Genomic DNA, 11957 nt, shown 5'->3' on the forward strand with positions numbered 1-11957 from the left:
GAGTCGAGAAGTCGAGGCCCTATTGCAAGGTCGGATCGAGCCGGTCGCGTAACCAGTCGCCGATCACAGAGACGGCCAACGTCGTGACCACGATCGTGGTGGCCGGCGCCAGCATGATCCAGGGCGCCCGGGTCAGGTATTCGCGGCCATAGCCGACCATGTTGCCGAGGCTGGTCATCGGCGGCTGCACGCCGAGGCCGAGGAACGACAGGCCGGATTCCATCAGGATCACCTCGGGAAAGACCAGCGTGGTCGAGACGATCAGGGTCGAGGCGATGTTGGGCAGGATGTGCCGGAGGTAGATCCGCGACGGCGCCGCCCCTAACTGGCGGACGGCGGCGGCATACCCTTGCGCATTGGCGGAGATGGCGAGGCCCCGCGCGATGCGGGCGTAGCGCTCCCAGCCGAACAGTCCCATCAGAGCGATGAGCAGCGGCAGCGAATTGCCGAAGAAGGCGAGCACCGCGAGCGCCATGATCAGGAAGGGCATGCTGGCCTGGAAGTCGGTCAGCATCAGCACGAGCTGTTCGATGGCCCCGCGGAAATGCGCGGCGAGGAAGCCGAGCGTGGTGCCGACCAGCGCCGAGATCGCGGTGGCGCCGAACGCGATCAGCAGTGAGATGCGGATGGAGACGAGGAGCCGCGACAGCACGTCGCGGCCGAGCTCGTCGGTACCGAGCCAATGCGCGGCATTGCCGGGAGCCGCCAGGCGATTGCGCAGGTCGAGCTGGGTGAAGCCGTAGGGCGCGATCTTCTCGGCGAACGCGGCGATCAGCAGCATGGCGATGATCCAGGTGATCGCGAGCGCGACCGAGACCGGGATCGCCGCCAGGCTGATGCGGCGGCGGAGGCTAGATTCTAGTTTTGACGCGTTTCTTTTGCGCGAACCGGAATCCACTTCGCTTGAAAACGCTTTGGCATCCTTCAGCGTCGCGTCGGTCATGCATGCGCCCCTTTGGCGCGCAGGCGCGGATCGAGGAAGCCGTAGAGGAAGTCGACGACCAGATTGGACGTCACCATGGTCATCGCGACCAGCAGCAAGATGCATTGCACCACGGCGAGGTCGCGGTTGGCGACGGCGACCACGAGCAGGCGCCCTACTCCCGGCCAGGCAAACACGCTCTCTACGACGACCGCGCCGGCGATCAGCGTTCCCACCATGAAGCCCAGAATGGTGACCGTCGGGATCGCGGCGTTCGGCAGCGCATGCGACGTCACCACCTGGCGCCAGGACACGCCCTTGGCGGAAGCCGTGCGAATATAGGGCTGGCCCAGCACCTCCAGCATCGCGCTGCGGGTGAAGCGCGCCAGCACCGCGGCGCCACCGAGGCCGAGCGTCGCAATGGGCAGGATCGCGTGCCGCCAGCTCTCCTGGCCGCCCGATGGCAGCCAGCCGAGCTGAACCGCGAATACCAACACCAGCACCAGCGCGAGCACGAAGCTCGGGACGGTGAAGCCGGCGACCGCCGTCATCATCACGGCGCGGTCGATTCCCGAGCCGCGATGCAGCGCGGCGTAGATCCCTGCGGGAATGCCGAGCGCGACCTTGAAGAAGAACGCCGGCAGGGTCAGCGCCAGCGTCGCCGGGATGCGTTCCAGCACCAGCTCGATCGCGGGCCGGCCGTCGCGCATGGAGCGGCCAAGCTCGCCCTTGGCGATGGCGCCAAAATAATCGAAGTACTGGGCCCAGATCGGATCATCGAGACTCCACGCCTTGCGGAATGCTGCGAGCACCTCCGGCGGCGCCTCCGGTCCCAAAATCATCAGCGCGGGATCGCCCGACAGACGCAGCACGACGAAGGCGAAGGTGACGACGAGGACGATCGTCAGAGCCGCGCGGCCGAGCCGGATGGCGAAAAAGTGGCCCATCACGCCGCGTCCCGCGTTTCGGCACCCGTGACCAGGTGGCAGGCGACTTGCCTGTTGCCGCCGATGCTTGAGAGTGCCGGCACCTCGCTTGCACAGCGCGCGATGGCGCGCGGGCAGCGCGGATGGAAAGTACAGCCTTGAGGGCGCGCCGCCGGGTTCGGCGGATCGCCAGCGAGCACGATGCGGCCCGCGCTGCGGCGGCCCGGTGCGGGCGAGGCCGAGACCAGCGCCTGCGTGTACGGATGCTCGGGCCGCGCAAACAGATCATCGGCGCTGCCGATCTCGACGATGCGGCCAAGATACATCACGGCAACGACATTGCTGATCTGCCTGACGACGCGGAGATCATGGCTGATGAACAGCAGCGTCAGCGACAGCTCGGCCTGGAGATCGGCGAGCAGGTTCACCACCTGCGCCTGGATCGAGACATCGAGCGCGCTGACCGGCTCGTCGCAGACCAGGAAATCCGGCTTGGTCGCCAGCGCCCGCGCGAGCACGATGCGCTGGCGTTGGCCGCCGGACAGCGCGCCCGGATAGCGCGCGCCATGTGCCGGCGTCAGCTCAACCGCGCGCAGCAATTCGCGAACGCGGTCTTCGCGCTCGGCGGGCATGCCGAGATCGTGGATGTCCAGGGGCTCGCGAATTTGCGCGGCGACTGGCAGCCGCCGGTCCAGCGCGCCCAGCGGATCCTGGAAGATCATCTGCATGCGTGCGCGCTGGGCGCGCCATGCAGCCGTTCCCAGCGGGGCCATCGGCTTGCCATCGAACCGCACCTCACCGCTGTCGGACGGCTCGAAGCCGAGCACGATGCGGCCCGTGGTCGATTTGCCCGAGCCGGACTCGCCGACCAAGCCCAGCGTCTCGCCCTTGGGAATGCTCAGCGACACGCCGTCGACAGCGTGAACGACGGTGCTGCGGCCGAACATTCCGGAGCGCATCGCGTAGCTGCGCGAAATCGCGGACACCTGGACGAACGGCGCGCTCATTCGGCGGCGATCCCGAGCAGCGCCCGGCGCGAAGCCTCGGCGCGGATGCAGGCGACGTTGCGGTCATGCGCGATCGGGGCCAGGCTCGGCGCGACAAGTCCGCAAGCTTCACTCGCCAGCGTGCAGCGTGGCGCGAAGGCGCAACCCTCAGGCATCCGCGCGGGATCGGGCACGGTGCCGGGAATGGCCGTCAGGCGCCGGCGCGCTCCATCGAGCGGCGGCAGCGCACCGATCAGGCCTTGCGCGTAAGGGTGCACGGGATCGGCGAAGAGCTGGTTGCTGGGTGCCTCCTCGACGATGCGGCCGGCATACATCACGGCGACACGATCGCAGTTCTCGGCGACGACCCCGAGATCGTGGCTGATCAGGACCATGGCCATGCCCATCTCGCGACGGACCGAGGAGAGCAGCTCCAGGATCTGGGCCTGAATGGTGGCATCGAGCGCGGTAGTCGGCTCGTCCGCGACCAGCAGGTCGGGATTTCCGGCGAGCGCCATTGCGATCATGATGCGCTGGACCTGGCCGCCGGAGAATTCGTGCGGATAGGCGGACAGCCGCCGGCCTGCGTCGGGAATCCCGACGAGATCGAGCAGCCGCCGCGCTTCCGCCTTCACCGCGTCGCCCGAGAGATCGCGATGCAACGCCAGCGCTTCGCAGAGCTGCCTGCGGATGGTCAGCACGGGGTTCAACGCGCTCGCCGGATCCTGGAAGATCATCGCGACCCGCCCGCCCCTGACATGGTCGAGGTCGGCCGCGGGCGCGCCGAGGATCTCGCGGTCGTCCAGCAGTACCGAGCCCGAGACCTTGGCATGGCGCGGCAGCAGGCCCAGGGCGGCAAGCCAGGTCACCGACTTGCCCGATCCGGACTCACCGACGAGCCCGAGGGCCTCGCCCTTCTGCAAGCTGACGTCGACGCCGCGCAGCACCTGCACGCCGTTGAAGGTGACGCGCAAGTTCCGGATGCTGACCAGCGGCGCCACGTCAGGCCTCGAAATTGCCGGCGCGGAAATCCATCGCGAAGGCGGGCGCTGCCTTCCACTTGATGGATTTCGGCTTGGCCGTGAAGGTCGCGTTCTGGTGTAGCACCGTATAGGCGGGGTCCTCGCGCTCGGCGATCTCCAGCATGCGGCGGAACGCCTTCTTGCGGGCTGGGCGATCGGTCGAGGTCTCCAGGAACTCCGATAGCTTGTTTAGCTCGACATTGGTCCACTCGCCGATCTGCTGCTGCTGGCCGTTCGGCCCGTGCTGGGCAACCAGCGACGACACCGGATCGTTGAAGGCGGCCGAGTTCGACCAGTCGCGCACCGCGCGGGTCGGCGCCCGCTCCATGATCTGGGACCAGTTCTCCTTGGTCTCGATCTGCACGTTGAGGCGGACCGACTTCCACATTTCGACCAGGATCTGCGCGGTCGCGACCTGGTTGGTGTAGTAATTGCTGAGCAGGCGATAGGGAATCGGATCGCCCTTGTAATTGGCCTGCTTCAACAGATCCTGCGCAAGCTTGGGATCATAGGCCGGCACGCTCCAGTCCGCGTTGAATATGTCGCCGTAGAATTCCCATTGCAGGCCCTTCGGCACGCGGGTGCGGCCGGCCCACAGGCTGTCGACGATGGCCTGGCGGTCGATTGCGTGAGTAAAGGCGCGCCTGACAAGCGGATTGGCGAGCTGGGCGTGGTTCTTGTCGAACACGGTCAGGCGATGATTGAGAATGGTGCCGCCCTGCACTTCGAACGCGGAATTCTTTTCGATGCCGGCGATCTGGTCCGGCGGGATGTCGCAGGCGAAGTGGTATTCGCCCGAGAGCAGGCCGTTGATGCGGCTCGCAACTTCCGGCACTTCGAGGAAGCGGATGCGCTTGAGCGGCGGGCGGCCGCCCCAATATTCGTCGTGCGCTTCCAGCACCAGCGACACGTCGGGCTTGAGCTCGACGACCTTGTAGGGACCGGTGGTGACGGGCTTGCGCGCCCAGTCGAGGTAGCTCGCGGCTTCTTCCCAGGCCCGGCGGTTCATGATGTCGGAGCCATAGCGCGACAGCCGGCCTTCGATGGTGACGTCGGGTGTGGCGTTGTAGAAGCGCACCGTGTACTTGTCCACGGCATCGACCCGGACGAGGTCCGGCCAGATGCGGCGGGCAACGGCCGGCACATCTGGCGGCAGCTCTTTGCCGGGACGCGGCGCCGGGATCTTCTCGAAAGCCTGGATGGTGGAGCGGCTCTTGGCTTCAGTCTCGCCGAACATGCGCTCGCGGCTGAAGGTGAAGACGACGTCTTCGGCAGTGAGCTCGTCGCCATTGTGGAATTTGACGCCCTGGCGCAGCTTCACTTCGACGGTCTGGTCGTCGATGCGGCGCCATTCGGTGGCAAGGCCGGGCACGGCCTCCAGGTTGCCGCGCCAGTTCTTGGAGATCAGGCCTTCCCAGATCGAGGAGAAGAACACGCGCTCGCCGACATTGGACTGCTCGCGCAGCACGTCGAGGACGTTCGAATTGGTCACCTTCTGCACGGCGATCGTGACCGACGGACGGTTGTCGCCTTGCGCGATGGCAAAGCGCGGCAAAAGGAGCGTGCTGGCGGCAGCGCCGCCGGATTTCAGAATGGTGCGACGGGTGAACTTGCTCATGATGTGACCCCTGCCCAGGATGATGCGATTATTCGGCCAGTCCGAGCGCAGCGAGATGGGCTGCGCCGGCGCGGACGTCGTCGTGGTTGCGAAGTTCGAGGATCAGCCGCGGGTTCGAGGTCAGCCGCCCAAGGGCGCGGAACACGGCGACCCACGGGATGTTGCCTTCGCCCGGCGCCCAGTGCCGGTCGGCAAAGCCGTCGGTATCCTGCAGGTGCACATGCGTCAGCATGTCGCCGGCGGTTTCGACGTAATAGTCGACCGGCGGTGCGCCGGTGGAGATGTGGGCGTAGTTGGCGTGCCCGGTGTCGAGCGAGACGCGGACCTTGCTGCTCTCCAGCGCCTTCGCAAGGCGGACGCGGTCGCGCGGATCCTTGTCCTCGATGTTCTCGATGACGATCTCGCAGCCGATGGTCTCGGCGCGCGCGATCACTTCGGCGAGCGTCGCCTTGACCCGCTCGACCAGATTGCCGCGGTTATCGGTGTAGAGATCAAGATTGTTGTGGTCCCAGGTGGTGAACGGCGAATAGATCACCATCTGGGTCGCGCCGAGGAACTCGGCTGCATCAAGACCCTGAAGCAGGCGTTTGGTGACGGCCTGGCGGATCATGGGATCGTGGCTGTCGATCTTGAAGCCCCAGAACGGGCCGTGAATGCCGAGCCGGCCCGTGTGGCCCGCAAGCATCTGCTTGATCTCGCCGGCAGTCGCGCGCCAGTCGCTATCGAGCAGATCCGCGCGGAAAAAATCCTGGATCTCGAGATCGCGCTGCCGTTCCAGAAGCCAGTCGCGATGCGCGGGGATCGACTTGATGGACAATGCGGCGCCCAGCACCGGCTTCGACATGGCTTGCTCCTTGGCCATCAGCGATGACGGGAACAGGGCTAGACCAGTTCAATGACAGGCCGGTGAAATGCGGGTTTCGCACCGCGGACCAGATGTGGACATCTGCTCGCATCGCATTCAGGCGGCAAGGATCGCGGCATGCGCGGACGAACGCGTCAATGTTCAAACGGCGCGGGCGTGTCCGTAGTGATCCGGAATGGAAGCCTAACCAACCTTCGCGTACATCGCGGGACATCGATCGGCGGCCACTTCCACGGGCATCACCCTCTGATCGCGCTACATGGGGTTGGGGGACCACATGGGGCGGGGGATTGAAGGCTGGGGCAAGGTGACGAGGTCCGGACTCCTAGGCACTCCGGACCTCGAAACTTTTCAGATTGAACGCGATGCGCGCCGTCCGGCTGTTCAGCCGGGCGGCGCGTTCTCGTTTCAGCGTCGTCGTTCGGCCCGGCGCCTAAAGCGCGATGAATCGTCATCGCGCTTCATGCGGCTGTTTAAGCATGATCTTTTCGGAAAACCGCTTCGCACTTTTCCGGATCATGCTTTAGCGCGTCTGCGGCTCGATTGTCACCGTGCAGTCGCCCTGCCCTTGCGACGCGACCACGATGTCACCCGCGGGAGCGCCGAGGGCAATCGGCGCGGACGATCCGCCGCCGGGCATCTGGACCGTCACGCTCAGCGAATCCGTGCGCGCAGTCGAGCCGACGGTTGACGGCTCTGCTTCGGCCACGTTCCCCGAGGCATCGCGCCGCATGATCCGGCAGTTCACATTGCTCCCGCCGGCGGCCGCCATGCTCTGGCCGGCGCTGCCGCCCATCTGTGCACGAGCCCGCGACGGATCCCGCGGAACCTGGCTGACGATGCGATGCGTGCGCGGCTCCACGATGACGACGTCGTCATCCGTCGCGAAATACTCATAGTCGCGATATTCCGGCTCGATCGACACGATCTCAGGCGGCAGCCGATGCAGACGGACGCGCGAAGGGATCGTCTCACCCACCCGGATCGCGATGCTCAGGTTGCGCTCTGGTGGCGCCAGGCGCGCGCGGCTTACCGTTTCAGAGATCCGCACCTGCCGTTCAGACGTCATGCTGGTCTGCTGATTAACCTGCGTGTTGGTCTGGGTGGTCTGATTGGCTTGATTGGTCTGCGTGCCCGTCGCCGGCGCAGTCTGTGCATTGTTGGTCGGCGCCGTCCGGTTCGTGTCGGTCGCGGTGGCCGGGCGGTTGTTCTGTTGCGCCGGCGGCTGTTGTTCGGCGGCGTTGCGCGGCGGCTGGGTCTGGTTGCGCTCGTTCTGGTTGGCCGCAGCCCCACTGCGCTCGTTCTGCTGGCCCGCGGGGCCGGCCTTGGATTTCTCGGACTCGGCAGTTGATTTCTGCGGCGCGGACTTGTCCTGCTTCGTCTCTGCGCTGCTCTTGCCGCTGTCGCGCCCAGGTTTGGCGGTCTCGGCCTCGCGATTGCGATCGCGCGAAGGTTCGCGAGATTCTTGTGCCTGATCCTTCGCCTTCGGTTGATCACGTTCGGCGGCTGTAGCTGGCTGGCGCTTGTCTTCGTTGGCCTCGCGCTTGGCCGCGCCGCCTTTCTCTTCGCGACCGGCTCCCTGGAGTCTCTCCTGGGCGCCCTGCGTGCGCTCCTGAACCCGCTCTTGAGCGCCTTGGGCCGCGCCCCCGCGCTGCGGCGCAGCGCCTTTGGCCGGTTCCTCGGTCCGTTTCGGCTCGTCTCTGCGCTCACCGGGCGCCTGGGCGTAGGCCAAGCCGGAGGCGAGCATCAGTCCGACGGCCGCAGTCGATAACATCAAGTGCTTGCGCATGGTCCCTCTCCTCGACAATTCACAGCAACAGACGCGAACGTTCTGCGGGTGCGAAGGTTCCTGCCAAGGAACGGGAGCAGATCACGCGGGGCTTACATCGCGTCCTTCAGCGTGAGGCGGGCCGTGAATGTCACGGTGGTCTTGCCGACCAGCGCCATGCCCTCGACCTCGGCGCCGCCGGCCGAGTAGTCGCCCGAGAAACCGCAGGTGACCTCCCTGCCGCCGAATGCGAGGGTCTTGCCGATGGCTTCGGTATGCTGATTGACGATCATGTCGCCGCGCCACTTGCCGTTCCGGAACGTGTAGCTGCCGGTGTAATAGAAATAGCTGTCGCCGCCCATGATGCGCCCGTCGCAGAGCACGACCACGCCCCTGGCTTGGCCGCGTTTGCCGTCGCGCATTTCGATGTCGAAGATGTAGAGGCCGTTGACGACCTTGGCTTCCTCACCCGCCCCCTCTCCGACTGGCATCCGATCGTCCCCTCAATGTCCATGCGCCGCGCCGATCAGTTCGGCACGTTCCGTTCAAGTTCCTCAAGCCATGCCGCTGCGCTCGCATCCGACGGGGCCCGCCAGTCGCCGCGCGGCGACAATGACCCACCCGCCGAAACCTTCGGTCCATTCGGCATCGCCGAGCGCTTGAACTGGCTGAAAGCGAAGAAGCGACGCAGGAATACCTCGAGCCAGCGCCGGATCTCGGGAAGATCGTAGGCCCTGCGCCGGTCGCTCGGGAAGGCCGGCGGCCATTCGCCCGTGGCGACGTCCTTCCAGGCGTGCTGCGCCATGAAGGCGATCTTGGAGGGACGCATGCCGAAGCGCAGCGTGTAGAACAGGTTGAAATCCTGCAGCTCGTAGGGCCCGACGGACGCTTCCGTGCTCTGCGGCTTCTCGCCAGGCTGCACCGGCACCAGCTCTGGAGAGATTTCGGCAGCGAGGATCGAGCCAAGCGTGCGGTTGACGTTGTCGCTGAACTGGTTCGATGAGATCACCCAGCGGATGAGATGCTGGATCAGCGTCTTCGGCACGCCGGCATTGACGTTGTAATGCGCCATCTGGTCGCCGACGCCATAGGTGCACCAGCCGAGCGCGAGTTCAGAGAGATCGCCCGTGCCGATGACGATGCCGCCGTGATGATTGGCGAGGCGGAACAGATAGTCCGTGCGCAGGCCCGCCTGCACATTCTCGAAGGTGACGTCGTAGACCTTCTGGCCCTTGCCAAAGGGGTGGCCGATATCCTTCAGCATCTGCGTGGCCGTGGTGCGGATGTCGAGCTCTTGCCAGCTCGTCTGCAACGCCTTCATCAGCGCCAGCGCGTGGGTCTTGCTCTCGCTGCCGGTGGCAAAGCCCGGCATGGTGTAAGCCAGGATGTTTTCGCGCGGCAGGCCGAGGAGATCGACTGCCTTGGCGGCGACGATCAGGGCGTGCGTGGAATCGAGCCCGCCGGAGACGCCGATCACGACGCGCTTGGTGCCGGTGGCACGCATCCGCTGAACGAGGCCGGCGACCTGGATGTTGTAGGCCTCATAGCAATCCTGCTCGAGCAGGCTCTCGTCGCTCGGCACGAACGGAAACCGCTCGACCTTGCGCAGGAAGCCGACGTCGGCGGCGGGCGGCTTCAGCGCGAATGTCACCTTGCGGAAAAACGCCTCTCGCTGGCGGCGATTGTCGTCGAACGTGCCCATCAGCGCGCGCTCCTGCCTGAGCAGGTCGAGATCGACGTCGGCCAGCGTAATCTGGCCGTCCTGGCGGAACCGCTCGCCCTCGGCCAGCAGCACGCCATTCTCGTAGATCGAGGTCTGGCCGTCCCAGGCCAGATCGGTGGTCGATTCCCCTGCTCCGGCGGCGGAATAGACGTAGGCTGCGAGGCATCGCGCCGATGTCGATTGGCACAGCAGCGCGCGCGAGCGCGCCCGGCCGATCGTGATCGGGCTGCCCGAGAGGTTGATCAGCACGCTGGCGCCCGCGAGCGCGAGCTCGGATGCCGGCGTCACCGGAATCCACATGTCCTCGCAGATCTCGACGCCGATGGTGAGGCCCGGAACGTCCTCGGCCGAGAACAGAAGGTCGACGCCGAACGGCGCATGCAGCCCGCCAAAGGAGATCGTCTCTCCGGCGATGCCCGCGCCGGAGGCGAAATGCCGTCCTTCGTAGAATTCGCGGTAGGTCGGCAGATAGCTCTTGGGCACAACGCCAAGCACGGTGCCGCGATGGATGACGACCGCACAATTGTAGATGCGATGGCCAAAGCGCAGCGGTGCGCCGACGATCAGGACCGTCATCAGTGCCGCGGAGGCCTCGGCGATCGCAGCGAGCCCGCGCTCGACCGCATCGAGCAGCGGATCCTGCTTGACCAGGTCTTCGATCGCGTAGCCGGACAGGCACAGCTCGGGAAACACGGCAACCGCCACCGATTGTTCGTGGCAGGCATTGGCCGCCACCAGGACGGTCTTCGCATTGGCCGAGGGGTCGGCCACGCGGGAGGTGGTGACGCAGGCCCCTACGCGCGCAAATCCATGGGCATAGATCGAGTGGAAAGACATCAAGCGCTGTACCTTCAATCCTTGCAATCTCTTCAACCTCTTGCGCCACTAGCCGCAGCCGCCAGCACCGCATCATATGTAGCCCATCGACCGGCGCCCGTGCAGGCCATCCGCCATCATGCATAACCGATTTGCATGTCGGCCAGCCGGCGCCCGCGACGTCAGGCGCTGCGCGCCAAGACCCCGGACAGATCATCGCGCAGCCATTCGGCGATCCGAGGCCAGGCATGGGCGTGGGTCCGCGCCCCCATGAAAAGGCCGAGATGACCGCTCGGCTCGGAAGCTGCCGCAATGAAAGGCGGCGGGGTGCCGACGAGATCAGCGGTGGCGAGCGCCTGCACAGCCGGCACGACGTCGTCGTCCAACCCGGCCAGCAGGAAGATCGGCGCCTTGACGTCCTTCAGGTCAACCGGGCGGCCGAGCGCGACGAATTTGCCGCCGGCAATCCGGTTCTCCCGGAAAATCCAGTTGACGATCTGAAGGTAATAAGTGCCCGGCAAATCGAGCGTCTCGCTATTCCAGCGGTCGAAGCGCGCGAGTAGGGTCGCGCCCTCCTCGTCCGAGAGTCCCCTCTGCAACGCCACTGCGATATCGTCGCTGTCAGGCGCCTTGGACCAGAAGCGCAGCATCTCCTCGCCGCTGACATTGCCGCCGCCGCGAGCGACGAGCTGGTCGTATACCAGGTCGGGTGCGTTGCGGGCGAGCCGCGACAGCGCCGAGTCGATCGACAGATCGACCGGAGCGCCGACCAGGACCAGCCGCCGCACCTTGGCCGGAAAGCGCGTCGCATAGAGCAGCGACAGCCAGCCGCCCTGGCACAGCCCGATGAGATCGACCGGCGCGCCGATCTCGTCGATGGCGACGTTGAGATCGGTCAGATAGCTGTCGATCGAGAGATAGCGCATCTCCGGCGTGGCTGACCGCCAGTCGGTGAGATAGACGCGGTCGATGCCGCCATTTTGCAGCGACTGCACCACGCTGTGGCCAGGCGCGAAGTCGGCGATCGGGGCCCGATGCAGCGCATAGGGTGCGCAGACCAGCGCCGGCTGACCGGACCGCGTCTGCGTGAAATCGCGCAGGCGCATGGTCGCAAGCTCCAGCGCAACCGTGCTGGGCGTCGTCCACGGCAAGCTGCTCTCGCCCTGCTCCGCAGTTCCGCGCTCCAGCCACCAGAAACAGGCGTCCATAGCCAGTCGCGCCGCCGCAAATGGCCACAGCATCGGGTCATCCGGCGCATGCCCCGGTCCGCCTGGCTGTCTGCCGGCCTTCTCCACCATGGCTATCTCATCC

General features: G+C 66.0%; 10 protein-coding genes. All 10 read right to left on the minus strand.

Features of this window, described 5'->3' with window-relative positions; translation table 11 throughout:
* Nucleotides 1-19: 19 nt before the first annotated feature.
* On the minus strand, nt 20-943 hold the full coding sequence (locus IVA92_RS34800; RefSeq protein WP_247281119.1) for an ABC transporter permease: 924 nt from the start codon (nt 941-943) through the stop codon (nt 20-22).
* Nucleotides 940-1869 carry an ABC transporter permease gene (locus tag IVA92_RS34805; RefSeq protein WP_247281120.1) on the minus strand — a complete coding sequence of 310 codons (930 nt, stop codon included), beginning with the start codon at nt 1867-1869 and terminating at the stop codon, nt 940-942. Before IVA92_RS34805 ends, IVA92_RS34800 begins: the two co-directional genes overlap by 4 nt.
* Nucleotides 1869-2855 carry an ABC transporter ATP-binding protein gene (locus tag IVA92_RS34810; RefSeq protein WP_247281121.1) on the minus strand — a complete coding sequence of 329 codons (987 nt, stop codon included), beginning with the start codon at nt 2853-2855 and terminating at the stop codon, nt 1869-1871. Before IVA92_RS34810 ends, IVA92_RS34805 begins: the two co-directional genes overlap by 1 nt.
* The gene (locus IVA92_RS34815) at nt 2852-3835 is read right to left on the minus strand and encodes an ABC transporter ATP-binding protein (RefSeq protein WP_247281122.1); all 984 of its coding nucleotides are present in this window, start codon (nt 3833-3835) and stop codon (nt 2852-2854) included. Before IVA92_RS34815 ends, IVA92_RS34810 begins: the two co-directional genes overlap by 4 nt.
* Before the next feature lies 1 nt (nt 3836).
* Nucleotides 3837-5474 carry an ABC transporter substrate-binding protein gene (locus tag IVA92_RS34820; protein ID WP_247281123.1) on the minus strand — a complete coding sequence of 546 codons (1638 nt, stop codon included), beginning with the start codon at nt 5472-5474 and terminating at the stop codon, nt 3837-3839.
* Between the two features lie 28 nt (nt 5475-5502).
* Nucleotides 5503-6318, minus strand: coding sequence for a sugar phosphate isomerase/epimerase family protein (locus tag IVA92_RS34825; protein ID WP_247281124.1), 816 nt, complete (start codon nt 6316-6318; stop codon nt 5503-5505).
* Between the two features lie 544 nt (nt 6319-6862).
* Nucleotides 6863-8128, minus strand: a complete 1266-nt coding sequence (locus tag IVA92_RS34830; protein ID WP_247275623.1) for a DUF1236 domain-containing protein — start codon at nt 8126-8128, stop codon at nt 6863-6865.
* Nucleotides 8129-8220: 92 nt separating this feature from the next.
* The gene (locus IVA92_RS34835; protein WP_247275624.1) at nt 8221-8598 is read right to left on the minus strand and encodes a GrlR family regulatory protein; all 378 of its coding nucleotides are present in this window, start codon (nt 8596-8598) and stop codon (nt 8221-8223) included.
* A gap of 35 nt (nt 8599-8633) precedes the next feature.
* Complete coding sequence (locus IVA92_RS34840) at nt 8634-10667, minus strand: NAD(+) synthase (protein ID WP_247275673.1); 2034 nt, start codon at nt 10665-10667, stop codon at nt 8634-8636.
* A gap of 161 nt (nt 10668-10828) precedes the next feature.
* Complete coding sequence (locus IVA92_RS34845) at nt 10829-11944, minus strand: alpha/beta fold hydrolase (RefSeq protein ID WP_247275625.1); 1116 nt, start codon at nt 11942-11944, stop codon at nt 10829-10831.
* Nucleotides 11945-11957 lie beyond the last annotated feature (13 nt).

This window comes from Bradyrhizobium sp. 154, assembly GCF_023073875.1.
GTDB lineage: Bacteria > Pseudomonadota > Alphaproteobacteria > Rhizobiales > Xanthobacteraceae > Bradyrhizobium.

What these genes read in the sequence shown, in the direction of transcription:
- IVA92_RS34840 (WP_247275673.1), bottom strand. Translation starts at nt 10,667, where the DNA reads ATGTCTTTCCACTCGATCTATGCCCATGGATTTGCGCGCGTAGGGGCC.
- IVA92_RS34800 (WP_247281119.1), bottom strand. Translation starts at nt 943, where the DNA reads ATGACCGACGCGACGCTGAAGGATGCCAAAGCGTTTTCAAGCGAAGTG.
- IVA92_RS34845 (WP_247275625.1), bottom strand. Translation starts at nt 11,944, where the DNA reads ATGGTGGAGAAGGCCGGCAGACAGCCAGGCGGACCGGGGCATGCGCCG.
- IVA92_RS34820 (WP_247281123.1), bottom strand. Translation starts at nt 5,474, where the DNA reads ATGAGCAAGTTCACCCGTCGCACCATTCTGAAATCCGGCGGCGCTGCC.
- IVA92_RS34835 (WP_247275624.1), bottom strand. Translation starts at nt 8,598, where the DNA reads ATGCCAGTCGGAGAGGGGGCGGGTGAGGAAGCCAAGGTCGTCAACGGC.
- IVA92_RS34830 (WP_247275623.1), bottom strand. Translation starts at nt 8,128, where the DNA reads ATGCGCAAGCACTTGATGTTATCGACTGCGGCCGTCGGACTGATGCTC.
- IVA92_RS34825 (WP_247281124.1), bottom strand. Translation starts at nt 6,318, where the DNA reads ATGTCGAAGCCGGTGCTGGGCGCCGCATTGTCCATCAAGTCGATCCCC.
- IVA92_RS34810 (WP_247281121.1), bottom strand. Translation starts at nt 2,855, where the DNA reads ATGAGCGCGCCGTTCGTCCAGGTGTCCGCGATTTCGCGCAGCTACGCG.
- IVA92_RS34805 (WP_247281120.1), bottom strand. Translation starts at nt 1,869, where the DNA reads ATGGGCCACTTTTTCGCCATCCGGCTCGGCCGCGCGGCTCTGACGATC.